The organism is Pectobacterium peruviense (assembly GCF_002847345.1).
In the GTDB taxonomy this organism is placed as follows: domain Bacteria; phylum Pseudomonadota; class Gammaproteobacteria; order Enterobacterales; family Enterobacteriaceae; genus Pectobacterium; species Pectobacterium peruviense.
The window spans coordinates 42,839-59,748 of record NZ_LXFV01000002.1 but is presented as its reverse complement, the minus strand read 5'-3'; the positions used below and the strand labels follow the sequence as shown (position 1 = coordinate 59,748).

16 protein-coding genes are annotated in these 16,910 nt (G+C 50.4%); 10 read left to right on the top strand and 6 right to left on the bottom strand.

Features of this window, described 5'->3' with window-relative positions; all coding sequences use genetic code 11:
* Positions 1 to 33 precede the first annotated feature (33 nt).
* Entirely contained in the window at positions 34 to 1,347 is a 1,314-nt protein-coding gene (rimO, locus tag A0G03_RS02970; RefSeq protein ID WP_048260680.1) for a 30S ribosomal protein S12 methylthiotransferase RimO, read from the bottom strand.
* 222 nt (positions 1,348 to 1,569) lie between these two features.
* On the opposite strand from rimO, the gene A0G03_RS02965 reads away from it, so the two are divergent.
* Positions 1,570 to 2,736, top strand: coding sequence for a PQQ-dependent sugar dehydrogenase (locus A0G03_RS02965; RefSeq protein ID WP_048260678.1), 1,167 nt, complete (start codon positions 1,570 to 1,572; stop codon positions 2,734 to 2,736).
* A gap of 208 nt (positions 2,737 to 2,944) precedes the next feature.
* On the opposite strand, the gene A0G03_RS02960 is transcribed toward A0G03_RS02965, so the two are convergent.
* A complete protein-coding gene (locus A0G03_RS02960; protein WP_048260677.1) occupies positions 2,945 to 3,562 on the bottom strand; it encodes a glutathione S-transferase family protein in 618 nt (205 codons plus the stop codon).
* Positions 3,563 to 3,703: 141 nt separating this feature from the next.
* Between A0G03_RS02960 and A0G03_RS02955 the strand changes: the two genes are divergently transcribed.
* The 4 genes from A0G03_RS02955 to A0G03_RS02940 all read left to right on the top strand — a co-directional run bounded on the left by A0G03_RS02955 (position 3,704) and on the right by A0G03_RS02940 (position 7,790).
* The gene (locus A0G03_RS02955; protein WP_048260676.1) at positions 3,704 to 4,549 is read left to right on the top strand and encodes a MetQ/NlpA family ABC transporter substrate-binding protein; all 846 of its coding nucleotides are present in this window, start codon (positions 3,704 to 3,706) and stop codon (positions 4,547 to 4,549) included.
* An 81-nt stretch (positions 4,550 to 4,630) separates the two neighbouring features.
* Complete coding sequence (locus A0G03_RS02950; protein ID WP_048260675.1) at positions 4,631 to 5,647, top strand: methionine ABC transporter ATP-binding protein; 1,017 nt, start codon at positions 4,631 to 4,633, stop codon at positions 5,645 to 5,647.
* Positions 5,640 to 6,299 (top strand): methionine ABC transporter permease, encoded by a 660-nt coding sequence (locus tag A0G03_RS02945; RefSeq protein ID WP_048260674.1) that lies wholly within the window; start codon positions 5,640 to 5,642, stop codon positions 6,297 to 6,299. The genes A0G03_RS02950 and A0G03_RS02945 overlap by 8 nt, the downstream gene beginning before the upstream one ends.
* A 285-nt stretch (positions 6,300 to 6,584) precedes the next feature.
* Positions 6,585 to 7,790 (top strand): serine hydrolase, encoded by a 1,206-nt coding sequence (locus tag A0G03_RS02940; RefSeq protein ID WP_048260672.1) that lies wholly within the window; start codon positions 6,585 to 6,587, stop codon positions 7,788 to 7,790.
* Between the two features lie 48 nt (positions 7,791 to 7,838).
* On the opposite strand, the gene deoR is transcribed toward A0G03_RS02940, so the two are convergent.
* The 3 genes from deoR to A0G03_RS02920 all read right to left on the bottom strand — a co-directional run bounded on the left by deoR (position 7,839) and on the right by A0G03_RS02920 (position 11,599).
* On the bottom strand, positions 7,839 to 8,612 hold the full coding sequence (gene deoR / locus A0G03_RS02935) for a DNA-binding transcriptional repressor DeoR (protein WP_048260670.1): 774 nt from the start codon (positions 8,610 to 8,612) through the stop codon (positions 7,839 to 7,841).
* Positions 8,613 to 8,644: 32 nt separating this feature from the next.
* Positions 8,645 to 9,313, bottom strand: coding sequence for a deoxyribose-phosphate aldolase (gene deoC / locus A0G03_RS02930; protein WP_048260667.1), 669 nt, complete (start codon positions 9,311 to 9,313; stop codon positions 8,645 to 8,647).
* A gap of 597 nt (positions 9,314 to 9,910) precedes the next feature.
* Positions 9,911 to 11,599 (bottom strand): aspartate:alanine antiporter, encoded by a 1,689-nt coding sequence (locus A0G03_RS02920; protein WP_048261133.1) that lies wholly within the window; start codon positions 11,597 to 11,599, stop codon positions 9,911 to 9,913.
* 375 nt (positions 11,600 to 11,974) lie between these two features.
* Here A0G03_RS02920 and A0G03_RS02915 point away from each other — a divergent pair, with 375 nt between their 5' ends.
* On the top strand, positions 11,975 to 12,346 hold the full coding sequence (locus A0G03_RS02915) for an inner membrane protein YbjM (RefSeq protein WP_048260665.1): 372 nt from the start codon (positions 11,975 to 11,977) through the stop codon (positions 12,344 to 12,346).
* A 71-nt stretch (positions 12,347 to 12,417) separates the two neighbouring features.
* Here the strand turns inward: A0G03_RS02915 and A0G03_RS02910 are convergent, their stop codons facing one another.
* Positions 12,418 to 12,684: a GrxA family glutaredoxin gene (locus tag A0G03_RS02910; protein ID WP_010277298.1), complete on the bottom strand. Its 267-nt coding sequence runs from the start codon at positions 12,682 to 12,684 to the stop codon at positions 12,418 to 12,420.
* Positions 12,685 to 13,051: 367 nt separating this feature from the next.
* Here A0G03_RS02910 and nfsA point away from each other — a divergent pair, with 367 nt between their 5' ends.
* From nfsA to potF, 4 genes are all read left to right on the top strand, one after another.
* Positions 13,052 to 13,771 (top strand): oxygen-insensitive NADPH nitroreductase, encoded by a 720-nt coding sequence (gene nfsA / locus A0G03_RS02905; RefSeq protein ID WP_048260664.1) that lies wholly within the window; start codon positions 13,052 to 13,054, stop codon positions 13,769 to 13,771.
* Positions 13,772 to 13,787: 16 nt separating this feature from the next.
* Entirely contained in the window at positions 13,788 to 14,699 is a 912-nt protein-coding gene (gene rimK / locus A0G03_RS02900; RefSeq protein WP_048260662.1) for a 30S ribosomal protein S6--L-glutamate ligase, read from the top strand.
* Positions 14,700 to 14,945: 246 nt separating this feature from the next.
* Positions 14,946 to 15,425: a type III secretion system chaperone family protein gene (locus tag A0G03_RS02895; protein WP_048261131.1), complete on the top strand. Its 480-nt coding sequence runs from the start codon at positions 14,946 to 14,948 to the stop codon at positions 15,423 to 15,425.
* Positions 15,426 to 15,798: 373 nt separating this feature from the next.
* Positions 15,799 to 16,908, top strand: a complete 1,110-nt coding sequence (potF, locus tag A0G03_RS02890) for a spermidine/putrescine ABC transporter substrate-binding protein PotF (protein ID WP_048260660.1) — start codon at positions 15,799 to 15,801, stop codon at positions 16,906 to 16,908.
* The last annotated feature ends 2 nt before the right edge of the window (positions 16,909 to 16,910 follow it).

Sequence of the window (16,910 nt, the reverse complement as noted above, 5' to 3'; positions counted from 1 at the left end):
CTTTCGGGCCGAAAAGCTGGCGTGATAAGCGTATTAAACGCGACTACCCCACAGATCGTATTCATCTGCGTGTTCGACTTTCACTTTGACGATGTCACCGACTTTCACGCTAGTTTCGCCGTTCAGATAAACTGCGCCATCAATTTCAGGGGCATCAGCCATACTGCGACCAATTGCGCCTTCTTCGTCGATTTCATCGATCAGCACTAGCACTTCACGGCCAATTTTATCCTGCAAGCGTTGAGTAGAAATCGCCTGTTGAAGCTGCATGAAGCGGTGGAAACGTTCTTCTTTAACCTCTTCCAGCACCTGACCTGGCAATTCATTTGCCGCTGCGCCTTCGACTGGGCTGAATTTGAAACAGCCTACACGGTCAAGTTTGGCTTCTTTCAGGAAGTCGAGCAGCATCTGGAAGTCTTCTTCCGTTTCGCCGGGGAAGCCGACAATAAAGGTCGAACGCAGCGTTAAATCAGGGCAAATCTCGCGCCAGCGCTTAATGCGCTCCAGCGTTCTTTCTACCGCGCCCGGACGCTTCATCAGCTTGAGAATCTTCGGGCTGGCGTGTTGGAGCGGAATGTCCAGATAAGGCAAAATTTTACCTTCTGCCATTAATGGGATCACATCGTCTACGTGCGGGTAAGGGTAGACATAGTGCAGGCGTACCCACACGCCTAGCGATGCCAGTTGCTCACACAGGCTGACCATACTGGTTTTGACCGGTTGGCCGTTCCAAAAGCCAGTGCGCTGCTTCACATCTGCGCCGTACGCCGAGGTATCCTGAGAAATCACCAGCAGCTCTTTTACGCCAGCATCGACCAGACGTTTCGCTTCATCCAGTACTGAACCGATTGGGCGGCTATCCAAATCGCCACGCATAGAAGGGATGATGCAGAACGTACAGCGGTGGTTACAGCCCTCTGAAATTTTCAGATAAGCGTAATGACGCGGCGTGAGTTTCACACCCTGCTCGGGAACCAGACTGGTAAATGGGTTGTGCGTCGGTTTAGGGACATATTGATGTACGTGTGACAGTACTTGCTCGTAGCTGTGCGGACCGGTAATTTCCAGAACCTTGGGGTGCACTTCGCGTATTTGATTTTCTTTGGCACCCAAACAGCCCGTCACGATGACTTTGCCGTTCTCATTCAGCGCTTCGCCGATGGCTTCCAGCGACTCTTGTACGGCGCTGTCAATAAAACCACAGGTATTGACGATCACCAGTTCAGCGTCGTCATAACGTGGTACGACCTGATAACCTTCAGTACGCAGTTCGGTCAGAATCCTCTCGGAGTCGACGAGGTTTTTCGGGCAACCGAGGGAAACAAAGCCGATACGGGGTTGTTGCATATTATTCGCTCACAAAATAAACAGAAAATAAAAACCGGAGGATTCTACACCATAGTTGATTATCCTTATAGTCAGTGGTGTGAAACTCAGCATTTTATCGCTGTGACTAAGATGTTTTGACTGACGGATTTCTTCAATAAATGTAAACCTCGCCCCGTTTTTTTGCACAAACACCGCCTGCCGCCTAAATTTACAGGACTTTTGTTGGATGGAGACAACGCTATGTCCGCTTGCTTGATACCTCGCAATTCTGCTTCACACACCGTGTTACGACGATTTTCTGCTGCGCCACACTGGTTGCTGCTTAGCGCAACGCTGCTGTTTTCCAGCCAACTGTTAGCGGCGGAACCGAAGGTGATAGAATTGCAAGATAAACTGGATCACCCGTGGTCATTAGCGTTTTTGCCGGAAGAACAGGGAATCTTGATCACGGAACGTGCCGGGAATTTACGCTTATGGAAAGCGGGTAGCGCGTTATCAGCTCCCATCGCTGGCGTGCCGAAAGTCTTTGCCAAATCACAGGGGGGGTTATTGGAAGTCGCATTATCACCGGATTTTGCGCAGAATCGGCGTATCTACCTGAGCTTTGCCGAAGAGGGGAGCGATGGCAAAGCGGGAACCGCTGTCGGGTATGGCAAACTTTCTGAAGATAATAAACGGTTAGAGAATTTCACAGTCTTCTTCCGCCAGGAACCCAAGCTGTCGACGGGTAACCATTTTGGCGGCAAGCTGGCCTTTGATCGACAGGGGCATCTGTTTATCGCACTGGGTGAAAACAACGAGCGCCCGACTGCACAGGACCTGGATAAATTACAGGGTAAAATTGTTCGTCTGACGGCAGATGGCAAGGTGCCGTCCGATAACCCGTTTGTTAACACACCTAACGCGCGGCCGGAAATCTGGTCTTATGGGCACCGTAATCCACAGGGATTGGCGATTAACCCTTGGTCTGGCGTGCTGTGGGAAAACGAGCATGGTCCGAAAGGTGGCGATGAGATCAACATTCCCAAAGCGGGCGAAAATTACGGCTGGCCGATTGCAACACATGGCATCAATTATTCCGGGCTGAAAATCCCAGAAGCGAAAGGAAAAGAGATCGCAGGGATGGTGAATCCCGATTTCTACTGGGAAAAATCACCGGGCATCAGTGGAATGGCGTTCTATAACAGCGATCGTTTCCCGCAGTGGAAAAACTCGGTCTTTATCGGGGCGCTTGCAGAGAAGAACCTGATTCGTCTTACGCTTGAGGGTGACAAGGTCGCGTCACAAGAGCGTTTGTTGACCGACCGGGGTGAACGCATCCGCGACGTAAGGCTGGGGCCTGATGGTTACCTCTATTTGCTGACCGATCACGACAATGGCAAATTGTTGAAGGTCGGGCTGGAGTAAAAAATCAGACACCGCGTGGTGTCCTGTTGACAAATCTATTTACGGAACGAGAACGGGGGTAATGGGATAGAAGAGTAAAGCGTTGCGCCAGGGATGGCGCAATCCGAGCTTACAGGGATGTACTTGCAGCGTCTTTACGATCTACCCATTATCACCGCTCTGCATACTTTGTCAGCAAAATCAGGCACCTTGCGGTTCCTGTATTCACTTAAGACAGCGGGATCATGACGTGCTTTTGATAAGCCGGACGCTCGGTTAGCTGCTGATACCAGCGCTCCAGATGAGGATGTGTCTGACGTTCAATCGGCATATTCAGCCAGCCGTAGACAACGCAGCCTAACGGAATATCACCAACGCCAAACCGATCGCCGGATAGCCATTGTTGACGAGCCAGAACCGTATCGACAATACCGAACAGACGTTCGCATTCGGCCATGCCTTTCTGTACCAATGCCATATCGCGTTTTTCCGGCGCGACACGCACCATATTAATGAACACGGGGCCGAAAGAAGCCGCAAGCGAGCTCGTCCAGTCCATCCACTTTTCTGCACCCGCACGTTCGCCCGCATCAGCGAAATACAGCGAATTCTGGCCGTACTGTGCCGCCAGATAACGCACGATAGTGTTGGATTCCCACAGCACCAGCTCATCGTCCTGTAAACAGGGGATGAGGCCATTAGGGTTCATCGCCAGATAATCGGCATCATGGTTACGGCCGAATTGCCCGCCAGCCACAATATGCTGATAAGACAGCGCAAGTTCTTCCGCGCACCACAGGACTTTCTTGACGTTGGTCGAATTGTCACGACCCCAAATCGTTATCATACCTACCTCTTTCTGCATAAAGGATGTTCAGATGTTTGCGACAGTCGATGAGAAATAATGATATGCCTTTTTAGTCTTTATGATTTAACTTGTCATTCTTAATAATGACAGCAAGTTACATTCAGACAGGAAAGTTACACAATGAAATTGACGCATTCTGTTCGCGCCGCTCTGGGCATCACGCTGTTTGCTGCCAGCATGCAACTTGCTATGGCCAGCAGCGATCCGCAGACGATCACGTTTGGCGTGGCACCGGGGCCGTATGGTGACATGGTGAATCTGGCGATTAAACCTGAGTTGGTGAAAAAAGGCTACAAAGTCGTCGTGCGTGAATTCAGTGATTACGTTCAGCCCAATCTGGCACTGGCCAACGGCAGCATTGACGCCAACCTTTTCCAGCATACGCTGTATCTGGAGAAATTTGCCGCCGATAAAGGGTTAAAAATTTCTCCACTGATCGTTGTGCCGACAGCCAGCATGGGCTTCTATTCGAAGAAGGTCACATCACTGGGTGAGCTGAAAAAAGGGGACGTCGTCACGCTCTCTAACGACGCGACCAATCTGGCGCGTGGCCTGCGTTTCCTGCAATCGATGGGGCTGATTACGATTAAGGCCGATATCGATCCAACCAAGGCTTCTGAGAAAGATATTCTTGAAAACCCACGTGGGTTGGTTTTCAAACCGATGGAAGCGGCACAGCTGCCTCGTACGCTGGATAGCGTGACAGCATCGCTGGTTAACGGCAATTTTGCGCTGGCGTCGGGCATGAAACTGTCATCGGCCATCAAGCTGGAAACGCTGGATGAAAATCTGAAGAATATTATTGCTGTGCGTACCGACGATCTCGATAAGCCATTCGTGAAAGACACAAAAGCGATCGTAGAATCGCCGGCCTACGCCGCTGTGATCAACGATCCAGCGTTGATGTATAGCCAGTTCCAGAAACCTGAGTGGATGCAGGCGAAAACGCCAGCGCCTGCCCAGTAAGCATCAAGCTGCACAGAATATCATTTGGCCGGTCTATGACCGGCTTTCTTCTTTTCCGCTCAGGCCAGGAGTTTGCGGATAATGATTCAGTTAGAAGGGGTAAGCGTTGACTTCTCCCAAGGGAAGCAACCATCAAATCTCGCGGTAGACAACGTGTCGCTGCACATTCAGCGCGGAGAGGTTTACGGGATTGTTGGCACCAGCGGCGCGGGGAAAAGTACGCTACTGCGAACCATCAACCTCTTGCAGCGACCGACCTCCGGCCGTGTGCTTGTTAATGGTGTGCTTATCAGCGAATTAGCAGGGCAGCTGCTACGGGAACAGCGGCAAAAAATCGGCATGATCTTTCAGCATTTCAACCTGATGCAGATGCGTACCGTGACAGAAAACGTCGCGTTTAGCCTGAAAGCGGCTGGCAAATCCAATGCGGAAATTGCTCTGCGCGTGCCGGAAATTCTAAATCTGGTCGGGCTATCAGATAAAGCGTCGTCTTATCCGGCACAGCTTAGCGGTGGTCAGAAGCAGCGGGTAGGCATCGCCAGAGCGATTGCCAACGATCCCGAAGTGTTGCTGTGCGATGAGCCGACCTCGGCGCTCGATTTAGAAACGTCAGCGGCCATTCTGACGCTATTGAAAGAGATTAACGAGAAACTGGGTATCACCATCGTGCTGATCTCCCATGAGATGAGCGTGATTAAGGCCATCTGCGATCGGGTCGCGGTGATGACGGGCGGTCGAGTTGTGGAAGAGGGCGATGTTTTCGATATCTTCGCTACACCGCAGCACGCGTTTACTCGCCAACTGGTGTCCCATACGCTGGATCTCGCCTTGCCGCCTCGTTTGCTGGAGGATTTACAGGGCACATTATTGAAGATTCTGTTCGTCGGTGAATCGGCGGAGCAGCCGGTGCTGTCGGACGTGGCGACGCGCTTTGGTGTATCCGTCAACATCCTGCACGGTAAGATTGAATACATCGGTAATCGTGCGTTGGGCATACTCGTGGCGCTATTGACTCATCCATCCGACCCCGAAAAAGTGGCGGAAGCAGTGGAACATATTCAGGTAAGAACGGCGAACGTGGAGGTGCTACATGGCTGATTTATGGAGTGATCTGCTCGCGGCGTTCGGTGAAACGTTCCAGATGGTGGGTATTTCCACGCTGTTTGCTGTGAGCGGTGGTTTACCGCTGGGGTTGCTGATTTACGTTACGGACAGGAATCTGTTCTGGCAAAACCGCGCCGTTTATCTGTTTGGCACCGTGTTGGTGAACATCATCCGTTCTATTCCTTTCGTTATTCTGCTGGTGTTGCTGCTGCCGCTTACGCAGATTCTGTTGGGCAATACCATTGGACCTGTGGCGGCAGCAGTGCCGATGTCTGTCGCAGCGATTGCGTTTTATGCCCGTCTGGTGGATAGCGCACTGCGTGAGATCGATCCCGGCATTGTGGAAGCGGCCGAAGCTTTTGGTGCCAGTCCGATGCGCATTATCGGCACGGTGCTGTTGCCAGAGGCGAAAGCAGGGCTATTGCGTGGCCTGACGATTACGCTGGTGAGCCTCATCGGCTATTCGGCGATGGCGGGCATTGTCGGCGGCGGTGGCGTGGGCGACTTGGCGATTCGCTTCGGTTATTACCGTTATGAAACCGAGGTCATGGTGATTACCGTGATTGCGCTGGTTATTTTAGTGCAGGTGGTGCAGACGCTGGGTGACTGGTTGTCGAAACGCGCCGATAAGCGCGAACGGCGCTAGAGGCTAGGCTCAGGCACGAGGGGAGGCTGTACTGCCATGGCTCCTCGTGCCATTCTCTATTTTTTCTGATTGTGGCGTGCTGCTAGCATTTTCAGATATTCCTTATTTCCCCTAAGTCCTTTCTTTATCTGCATTTTTTTAGAGACTTTCATTTCTTTGACTATCTTTACAGAAACGATGGTTTTCATCCCAGAGATGACGCGTTACCTTTGTATGTTACTAAAGTTTTCAAAACATATTGAAAATTAATAATTTTTAACGACTGATGGATATTGCGGCGAACTCATGAAAACAACTCCTTTCCTGACCAAACTCACGTCTTTCTCTATAGGTACGGCATTGCTTGTTGGTTTGGTGCCTCTCACCTATGCGGAACAGTTGCCAGCCGTGCCGCAGATTGACGCCAAAGCCTTTATCCTGATCGATCACGATAGCGGTAAAGTGCTAGCGGAGAGCAACGCCGATGAGCGACTTGATCCTGCCAGCCTGACAAAAATCATGGCGAGTTATGTGATTGGGCAGGCGCTCAAATCCGGTAAAATTCGCCCGACGGATGAAGTCACGGTAGGAAAAGATGCTTGGGCAACGGGCAATCCGGCGCTGCGCGGTTCGTCGCTAATGTTCCTTAAGCCGGGCGATCGCATCCCCGTTTCTGAGTTAAACAAAGGGATTGTCATTCAGTCGGGCAATGATGCCAGCATCGCGCTTGCGGATTACGTTGCGGGCAGCCAGGATGCGTTTGTCAGCCTGATGAACAATTATGCGAAGGCGCTTAACCTGACGAATACGCATTTCCTTACTGTGCACGGCCTCGATGCGCCGGGGCAGTACAGCACCGCGCGCGATATGGCGCTGTTAGGGCAGGCGTTGATTCGCGACGTGCCGGAAGAGTATGCATTGCACAAGGAAAAAGAGTTCACCTTCAACAATATTCGCCAGCCTAACCGCAACCGTCTGCTATGGAGCACGAATCTGAATGTGGACGGCGTGAAAACCGGCCATACCAACGGCGCAGGACACAATTTGGTGGCTTCGGCAACGGAAGGCAATATGCGCCTGATTTCCGTAGTGTTAGGGGCGCAAACGGATGCCATTCGTTTTCGTGAAAGCGAAAAATTGCTCACATGGGGCTTCCGCTTTTTTGAAACGGTAACGCCTATCAAGTCAGATTCCCCTTTTACCACGCAGCGGGTGTGGTTTGGCACTGAGAAAGAGGCGCGGCTTGGCGTCGCACAGGATGCTGCACTGACCATCCCAAAAGGGCAGATGAAGAACCTGAAAGCCAGTTTCACGCTCAATCAGCCGCAGCTTTCTGCACCGTTAACCAAGAATCAGGTTGTTGGCACCATCGATTTCCAACTGGAGGGTAAAAGTATCGGACAGCGTCAACTGGTAGCGATGGATGATATCCCCGAGGCGGGTTTCTTTAGCCGCCTCTGGGATACGGTGATGATGAAGGTACAGCAGTGGTTCGGTGGGCTGTTCGGTTAAGCCTCTATTCTATTAACGCTATCAATCACGCTGACTATAGAACAGATGCTACTTCCCCGGATGGATTAACTGAATGCCGTTGTTGGAGAAGTAGCGTAGGTAAGGTTCGCTCGGGGCGCCGTCGGAAATCACCGTATCAAACAGCGTCATCGGGCCGATACAGGCGCGTTTTATCTGACCGAATTTGCTGTTGTCTGCCACAATAATGATGCGCTGTGCGGTTGCCATCGCGCGTTGCTTCATGCCTAGTTCGGCAAAATTAAAGCAGGTTGCACCTGCGTTAAGTTCGATACCTGCCGCAGAGATAAAAGCTTTATTCGGGCAAACGTTGTCCAGCTCGCAGCGTTGGTTGAGCGGGGTAAAGATCGCGTTATCTGGATGGTATTCCCCGCCGCATAAAATCACTCTGCATGCCTTTTTCTCCTGTAACGCCAAAAAGGTGTTCAGGGAATAGCAAATCGCGGTAAAAGACAGCTCATCAGGAATGGCATCGATGATGAAAGGAATAGTTGTGCCACAGTCGAAAAAAACGGTATCGTTTGCTTCCACCAGATAGGCGGCAGCGGTACCGATAGCCTGCTTTTCTCTTACGTGTTTGGTCTGCTGGTCGGAGACAAAATAGTTTGTGACACCGTTATTCTTCAGATCGCTAACGACGTAGCCGCCGAGCAGCATAACGCTGGTGGAATCTGCATTCAGATCGCGGCGCACGGTCATCTCGGACACACCGAGTAGCTGTGCGGCGTCCTTAAGATGGAGTTTATCGGTTTTCTTTAATGCCTGAGCCAGTCTGCCGATTCGTTCGTCGCGCCGCGTTTCCATAAAATTCCCTGCGAGTAAGCTATTTTTTGTTGTTAGTAGTTTCCTGCTGCGGCTGCGTCACCTGAAACGATAGCAACGCCTGAACTGGTGCCAATACGCGTGGCGCCTGCTTCAATCATACGTTGTGCCGTTTCGCGATCGCGAACCGCGCCGGAGGCTTTTACACCCATCTCGTTGCCGACGGTATTGCGCATCAGTCGAACGTGTTCTTCGCGTGCGCCGCCGGTGCTGAAACCGGTAGATGTTTTAACGAACGCGACATCCAACTGACTACACATTTCACACACCAGCACAATCTGGTCGTCATCAAGCAGACAGGTTTCCAATATTACCTTCAACGGTATAGCGGCGCAAACCTCACGCACGGCCTGGATATCCGCTTTGACGGCGTCAATCTTCCCGCTTTTCAGCCAGCCGACGTTAATCACCATATCGATTTCCTGGGCGCCAGCATCAATCGCCGCTTTCGCTTCAAACGCTTTGCTGGACGTCAGGCCTGCACCGAGAGGAAAACCGATAACGGAGCACACCTGCACCGTTGAATCTTTCAGTTTTTCGGCCGCTAAGGGAACGTAACCGGAATTAACACAGACGGCATAAAAATGGTGCGCTATCGCTTCATCACACAGCGTAATGATTTGTTGTTCGGTGGCATTTGCTGCCAGCAGAGTGTGGTCGATATAGCGTGCGTAGTTAGTCATGGTAAATCCTTGGTTGTGTCGATAAAAAATCAGATAGCGTGATTATGGCACTCAATGATTTTAATGTCACAAAAATAACAAAAAAATTAATATTTGTTATTTTAATAACAAAAAATGAAGCAAATGTGATAGCGGATGTGTGGATATCGGGAAATAGGGAAGAGGTATACTCTAAATAATTCAAATTTCAGGACAAAAACGGCAAGACGTTTTTGAACAGCGCTTGCGCTGACCCCGGAGGGGAGAGGCCATAAGGCCGAATAACGCGGCAAGCGAGGGCATCCCGATGAGCTTACTCAGGTAAGTGATTCGGATGACAAATCTGCCAGAGGCAGGTTTGAACGCTGCTTGCAGCGGCCCCTGCGGGGCGAGACACACGCAAGTGTGCCGAGTAGCGTAGCCAACGCACATGCAATTTGAAGTATGACGAGTATAAGGCAGAAAAGAAAACGCCCATCGCTCTTGAACCTGAAAGGCGGGAACGATGGGCTTCCTCAATAAGGGGAATCAAAGAAAAGCAGTGGCACTTATTCAGACTGTGGGTCAAAGAAAAAGTTCTGAGTTTTCTAGAAAGAATTCACGTTTTTTTACATTTTTTTAGCCGGGCAATTCAGGCCAGATAACCACGATAAGTGAACCTGCTAATGTGAGCAGCACGTTAGCGATAGCGTAGGTACCCGCATAGCCGAGAGCAGGAATATTACTGCGTGCGGTATCGCTGATGATCTCCATGGCTGGTGCACAGGTCCGCGCGCCCATCATGGCACCAAACAGCAGCGCTCGGTTCATTTTCAGTACATACGCGCCGAACAGAAAACAAATCACCACCGGCACGAGGCTGACAATCAGCCCTGAAGCCAGCATCTGGATACCCACTTCTCCCAGGCTACTGTTGATGGTGCTGCCAGCACTCAGGCCCACGCCCGCCATAAAGACCATCAGGCCAAACTCCTTAACCATGTTAAGTGCGCCTTGCGGAATATAGCCGAAGGTCGGGTGGTTGGCGCGTAGGAAGCCCAGCATGATACCGGCGAAGAGCAACCCAGCTGCGTTACCGATGCCAAAGGTGAAGTTGCTGAACTGGATGGTGATCAGCCCGACCATCACGCCGATAACAAAAAAGGCGCAGAAGGCCAGTAGATCGGTGACCTGACTGTGAATAGAAATGAACCCGATTCGGTCAGCAATGCTTTTTACCCGACGGGCGTCACCGCTGACCTGTAAGACATCACCTTTATTTAGCACAACGTTATCGTCAAGCGGCATTTCTATTTGGCTACGGACAATACGGTTAAGGAAGCAGCCGTGGTCAGTCAGTTTCAATTGGCTTAGGCGTTTGCCGACGGCGTTGTGATTCTTGACGACAATCTCTTCCGTCACAATGCGCATGTCCAGCAAATCACGGTCAAAAACTTCTTTGCCATCGCGGAAATTGGAATTCAGACGAGAGTGTGCGTCGGGGTAGCCGACCAATGCGATCTCGTCACCGATTTGCAAAACGGCATCGCCGTCGGGATTGGCCAGAATTCCGTTGCGTCGAATACGCTCGATGTAGCAGCCGGTCTGACGATAGATCCCCAGTTCGCGCAGATTTTTTCCCGCCGCCCAGTCAACCAGCTCAGGTCCGACGCGGTAGGCTCGAATCACGGGCAAATACACTTTTCTTTGGCTGTCGACATCCAGCCCGCGCTCGCGTGCAATTTGCTGCGCGCTGGTGGGAAGATCCTGATGCTGGAGTTTAGGCAGATAGCGTGCACCAAAAATGAGACTCACCAGCCCGACCAGATACGTCAGCGCATAGCCCAGACTCAAATGATCTTGTTCAATACTGAGTTGACCACCCAAACTGGCGGTATTGCGCAGCGTGTCACCTGCACCGACCAGCACGGGCGTAGATGTCATCGATCCTGCCAGCATCCCCGCTGTCAGGCCGATTCCCCAACCAAAGAGTTTGCCTAAACCTAATGCCAGTAACATGGCGCTGCCGACCATCACCAGCGCCAGCATGAAATAATTTTTCCCGTCGCGGAAGAAAATAGAAAAGAAATTCGGCCCGGCTTCCACCCCTACGCAAAAAATAAATAACATAAAACCGAGGCTAAGCGCTTCGGTATTAATCGAAAAATGTTGTTGGCCGAGTAATAAAGAAACAACTAAAACGCCAATAGAATTACCGAGTTGTACTGGCCCGAGGCGCAATTTCCCCAGACATAGTCCTAATGAAAGAACCACGAATAAAAGCAGAATGTAATTCCCGTTTAACAAATCAGCGACGTTTATATTCATGGAATGTAACTTGTTGTTTACCAGTAAGTTCTTGATGTTATTCATTATAGCGGCTAGATTTAGCCATGAAATGCATGAATTCCCGTGACGGTATCAATACGCGTCAGCTGAAAGGAATCAGCCTCATTCAGTATAATTTATCCGATAAAAATTGTTCAGTGTAATTATTGTTTAATTTAATGATTGTGGTGTCGCTGTTGACGAAATACGCAGACCATCGTCTTTTTTTGCTGACGACCTATGCGTCGAATAAATCATAGCGAAGCCTCATGTTTTTCATATCGGGGAATAGATACACCGATCATGTTTACCATACCGAACGCTTTCGGTATCTGGTCGATGGAAATTGGGAGGCATATTGATAGGGGGCGATTTATGGCAAAAAATAAAGGTTGGGTCGGTGCGACCTGCTGTTTTCTATTGTTCACCGTGGTATTTCTGAGTCAAAAGATTGAAGTATCGGATGTCGCGGTGAATGACGGGTTGCGGGGCAGTCCGGGTATGTTGCTCTTTCTGCTGCCCGGTATGGTGGCGTGTTTTCTTTCCGCACGCGGTCGCCTGCTTTACCCGCTGTTTGGCGCGCTGGCAGCGATGCCGGTGTGTTTACTGGTGCTTCACCTGTGGAACACGCCGATGCGGTCTTTCTGGCAAGAACTGGCCTATGTGATGAGTGCGGTCTTTTGGTGTGTGCTGGGAGCGCTGGGCGTGATGTGTTTACGCAGTCTGTATCGACGCTATTTACGCTGAGTGGGTTCTGGACAAGGGCCCATAAAAAAAGCGCGGACTTTCGCCGCGCTCTTGTCTCGCCAGTCTAGGGATTATGACTGGAACAGCGCCAGATGCTCTTTGGCATAGGCTTCAAAATCAGTGCAGCCACCGATGTGTTTTTCATCCAGGAAAATCTGCGGCACGGTTTCAACCGGCTTTCCTACTGTCTTGGACAAATCTTCTTTCGAGATGCCTTCTGCGTGAATGTCTACATAGCGGAAGCTGAAGTCATCACGTTGCTCGGCCAGTTTCTCTGCCAGTTCTTTCGCACGTACACAATAAGGGCAAGCTGGGCGCCCGAAAATTACAGCGAACATGTAAACTCCTTCGTAAAATTAGAAAAATGTTCTCATTCTTGGAAACGCATAGCGTGACGCCTGTTGCAGACAAGGTCACGGCTTAAAATGTTACGGTTAATGAGGTTACTGCGAATCGCGCTACTATGCCCGTATTCATTGATGAAAAAAAGTAGTCATTACCTGTTACAACGATTTGTTGAAGCTATTATACCCGTCATACTTCAAGCTGCATGTGCGTTGGCTGTGTTCAAATACTCGCCCCGTTGTGGGCCTCTGCCTGCGGGCCAACGCTTTGCGTTGTTCAAAACGCCAATGTTTTGTCCAGCAGCTCGAATTATTTAGGGTATAGATAACGAAATAATTTTACCGACCCAAGGATGCCAGTGTGACACCAACCATTGATTTGCTACAACGCCACCGTTCCATCCGCGCGTTTACGTCTCAGCCTGTAACGGATGAACAACGCCACGCGATCATTACCTCCGCACAAAGTGCGTCCAGCTCCAGCTTTTTACAGTGCAGTTCGATTATTCGTATTACCGATCCTGCCGTGCGTGAAACATTGGTTCACTATACCGGCGAGCAAGCCTATGTGGCGCAGGCGGCAGAATTTTGGGTCTTTTGTGCCGATTTTCACCGCCATGTTGAGATTTTCCCACAGGCAGAAACGGGGCTGGCCGAGCAATTGCTGATTGGCTGTGTTGACACCGCGATCATGGCGCAGAATGCGCTGGTTGCTGCTGAATCGCTGGGGTTGGGCGGGGTGTTTATCGGCGGTATCCGCAATCGCATTGCTGATGTGACGCAGTTACTGCAATTGCCAACGCTGGTGATGCCGCTGTTTGGCCTGTGTCTGGGGCACCCGGACGCCGAACCGCAATTGAAACCGCGTATGCCAGCCGCCATGATGCTGCATGAAAATGTCTATCAGTCGCTCGACCGCGATGTGTTGGCACAATACGACCAGCACATGGTGGAATATTATCTGCAGCGTACCGGTAGCCGCCGTGAAAGCTGGAGTGAGCATGTTGAACTGACGCTGAAAAAAGAGCTACGTCCATTCATGCTGGACTACTTACATCAACAAGGATGGGCGATACGCTAGTATCTGTAGGATATTTATGAAGATAGCCATTCTGTCTCGTGATGGGTCGTTATATTCCTGCAAACGTCTGCGTGAAGCTGCTGAGTCGCGCAAGCACAGCGTTGAGATTATTGATCCGCTTTCCTGCTATATGAATATCAATTCGGCGGCACCGTCGGTGCATTATCGCGGACGCCGATTGGATAAATACGATGCGGTTATTCCTCGCATCGGTTCACAAATCACCTTTTACGGCACGGCAGTGTTGCGGCAGTTTGAAATGCTGGGAAGCTACCCGCTGAATAATTCTGTTGCGGTGATTCGTGCTCGTGACAAACTTCATTCATTACAATTGCTTGCCCGCGAGGGAATTGACCTGCCGGTCACCGGATTCGCTCACTCGCCGGATGATACAGGCGATCTGATTGCGATGGTGGGTGGTGCGCCGTTGGTCGTGAAATTGGTGGAAGGTACGCAGGGGATTGGCGTGGTATTAGCTGAGACGCGGCAGGCGGCGGAAAGCGTGATTGATGCGTTTCGCGGGTTGAATGCCCATATTCTGGTGCAGGAATATGTGCACGAAGCTCAGGGTAGGGACATTCGCTGTTTTGTGATTGGCCATCGGGTTGTGGCAGCCATTGAGCGGCAAGCGAAAGCGGGAGAATTCCGTTCAAACCTGCATCGCGGTGGTACAGCGAACAAAGTGAAAATTACGGCACAGGAGCGTGCGATAGCCATCAAAGCGGCGAAAACATTGGGTCTGAATGTGGCTGGTGTTGATATTTTGCGTGCCGACCGAGGGCCGCTGGTGATGGAAGTGAATGCTTCGCCGGGGCTGGAAGGGATTGAAACAACGACTGGGCTCGATATTGCTAACATGATGATTGAATTTATTGAGCAAAATACTCAGAGGCGCGTCGCAACATCGCCAACAATAGGAAAAAGTTAGTTTTCTGAAACAGATACTGCGCCGTAAAATAGGGCGCTATCCCTTGGCGTGTGGGCATCGGCGTCAGGTTGGGTGAATGTGTCGCCGCATTGCGGAGCGATGAATGCGCATAGTGAGGTACTTTTATAATGGCATCGTCGCACAATATTCCGTAAGCTATGGGCCGTTTTTAACATCGTTTTTGCGTGAGCGGTGTTCCCTTTTCAACAACGCTGTCTTTATGGTGGCAGGTATGAGGCAAACATGATGGATTCACTCATCGTCCCGGATTTGGCTATGCTACGGCGGTGGCTGGATCAACTGAATATTCTGTATTTCGAATGTGATTCTTGTCAGGCACTCCATCTTCCTCATATGCAAAATTTTGATGGCGTGTTCGATGCGAAAGTTGATCTGGTAGACAATGTGATCCTGTTTTCGGCACTTGCTGAAGTGAAACCCAGCGCACTTATTCCTCTGGTCGGCGATCTGAGCCAAATCAATGCCAGCTCGTTGACCGTCAAAGCGTTTATCGACGTTCAAGACGATAACCTGCCAAAACTGATTGTCTGCCAGTCATTCAGCGTTTCCGCAGGAATGACGTTGGAACAATTCAGACATTTTATGCAGCAATCCGAAGAACAGATCTCGATGGTGATTCTTGAAGCCGGTGCTAATAATCTGCTGTTTATCGGTGAGGAAGAAGAGGGCTCTGCTGTCGTAGTCACGACCTCACATTTGCATTGATACGATTGCTGCCAACGGCAGCAATCGGTTTTACTTATTTTCCTTTCGCCGCCATTTATTCTGGTTATTTCGCATTATTGCCAGATATTTCTCTTTGTTTGTCGCTAAACGCCTTCATCACATCGATAAAATGTGAATAAATAATCGTTAAAACCCATTTTTTACGTTCAAGTATGGTACGTACGATGTTGTGGGGTTATGCTTTATTCCTGTAAGGGACAGACTGCCTAATCAAGGCTATGTCTGTGTCTGAGCGAATAAAAAACCGGTGCATACTCATTCACCAGTTGGATGGCGCGACAGGACATATTTTGTATCGGAACGATACATATTCATTTTTATGAATCACCCCCTTGAATGGAGGAAGGAACGGATGTTCACCCAACGTAAAAAATGGCTATCGGGTGTTGTTACCGGCTTGCTGATGGCCGCGTCCGTCACCGCATCTGCGGAAGAGAAAACGCTGCATGTTTATAACTGGTCCGACTATATCGCACCGAACACGTTAGCCAATTTCCAGAAAGAAACCGGCATTAAGGTTGTCTATGATGTGTTTGACTCCAACGAAGTGTTGGAAGGCAAGCTCATGGCGGGCAGCACGGGTTTTGATCTGGTGGTACCTTCTGCCAGCTTCCTTGAGCGCCAACTCTCAGCGGGAGTGTTTCAGCCATTAGACAAGAGTAAGCTGCCGAATTACAAAAATCTGGATCCTGAGCTGATGAAGCTCATTGCGCAGCACGATCCTGATAATAAATATGCGTTGCCTTACCTGTGGGCGACCACCGGCATTGGCTATAACGTTGATAAAGTTAAAGCCGCGCTGGGTGCCGATGCGCCAGTTGACAGCTGGGATCTGGTATTGAAGCCAGAGAATCTGGAAAAGCTGAAAAGCTGCGGTGTATCCTTCCTGGATGCACCAGAAGAGATTTTTGCCACGGTATTGAACTATCAGGGTAAAGATCCGAACAGCACCAAACCGGGTGATTACACCACGTCAGCGACCGATCTGTTGCTGAAATTACGCCCAAGCATTCGTTACTTCCATTCATCGCAGTACATCAACGATCTGGCTAACGGCGACATCTGCGTTGCAGTCGGCTGGGCTGGCGATATCATGCAGGCGGGGAACCGTGCGAAAGAAGCGAAGAACGGGGTAAATATCCAATACAGCATTCCGAAAGAAGGTGCATTGGCATTCTTTGATGTCCTCGCCATTCCGAAAGATGCTAAAAATCTGGATGAAGCCTACGCGTTTCTGGATTATCTGATGAAGCCGGAAGTAATGGCTGAGATCAGTAACCACACGTATTACGCCAGCGGTAATCTGGCATCCTTGCCTTTTGTGAACGAAGAGATTCGTAACAACCCAGGCGTTTACCCGCCAGCTGATGTCCGCGCTAAAATGTTTACGCTCAAGGTACAATCTCCTCAGATTGACCGCACGCGTACTCGCGCTTGGACCAAGGTTAAGAGCGGCAAATAGCC

Coding starts and splice junctions, on each gene's coding strand:
- rimO (WP_048260680.1), bottom strand. CDS start 1,347: ATGCAACAACCCCGTATCGGCTTTGTTTCCCTCGGTTGCCCGAAAAAC.
- A0G03_RS02965 (WP_048260678.1), top strand. CDS start 1,570: ATGTCCGCTTGCTTGATACCTCGCAATTCTGCTTCACACACCGTGTTA.
- A0G03_RS02960 (WP_048260677.1), bottom strand. CDS start 3,562: ATGATAACGATTTGGGGTCGTGACAATTCGACCAACGTCAAGAAAGTC.
- A0G03_RS02955 (WP_048260676.1), top strand. CDS start 3,704: ATGAAATTGACGCATTCTGTTCGCGCCGCTCTGGGCATCACGCTGTTT.
- A0G03_RS02950 (WP_048260675.1), top strand. CDS start 4,631: ATGATTCAGTTAGAAGGGGTAAGCGTTGACTTCTCCCAAGGGAAGCAA.
- A0G03_RS02945 (WP_048260674.1), top strand. CDS start 5,640: ATGGCTGATTTATGGAGTGATCTGCTCGCGGCGTTCGGTGAAACGTTC.
- A0G03_RS02940 (WP_048260672.1), top strand. CDS start 6,585: ATGAAAACAACTCCTTTCCTGACCAAACTCACGTCTTTCTCTATAGGT.
- deoR (WP_048260670.1), bottom strand. CDS start 8,612: ATGGAAACGCGGCGCGACGAACGAATCGGCAGACTGGCTCAGGCATTA.
- deoC (WP_048260667.1), bottom strand. CDS start 9,313: ATGACTAACTACGCACGCTATATCGACCACACTCTGCTGGCAGCAAAT.
- A0G03_RS02920 (WP_048261133.1), bottom strand. CDS start 11,599: ATGAATATAAACGTCGCTGATTTGTTAAACGGGAATTACATTCTGCTT.
- A0G03_RS02915 (WP_048260665.1), top strand. CDS start 11,975: ATGGCAAAAAATAAAGGTTGGGTCGGTGCGACCTGCTGTTTTCTATTG.
- A0G03_RS02910 (WP_010277298.1), bottom strand. CDS start 12,684: ATGTTCGCTGTAATTTTCGGGCGCCCAGCTTGCCCTTATTGTGTACGT.
- rimK (WP_048260662.1), top strand. CDS start 13,788: ATGAAGATAGCCATTCTGTCTCGTGATGGGTCGTTATATTCCTGCAAA.
- A0G03_RS02895 (WP_048261131.1), top strand. CDS start 14,946: ATGGATTCACTCATCGTCCCGGATTTGGCTATGCTACGGCGGTGGCTG.
- potF (WP_048260660.1), top strand. CDS start 15,799: ATGTTCACCCAACGTAAAAAATGGCTATCGGGTGTTGTTACCGGCTTG.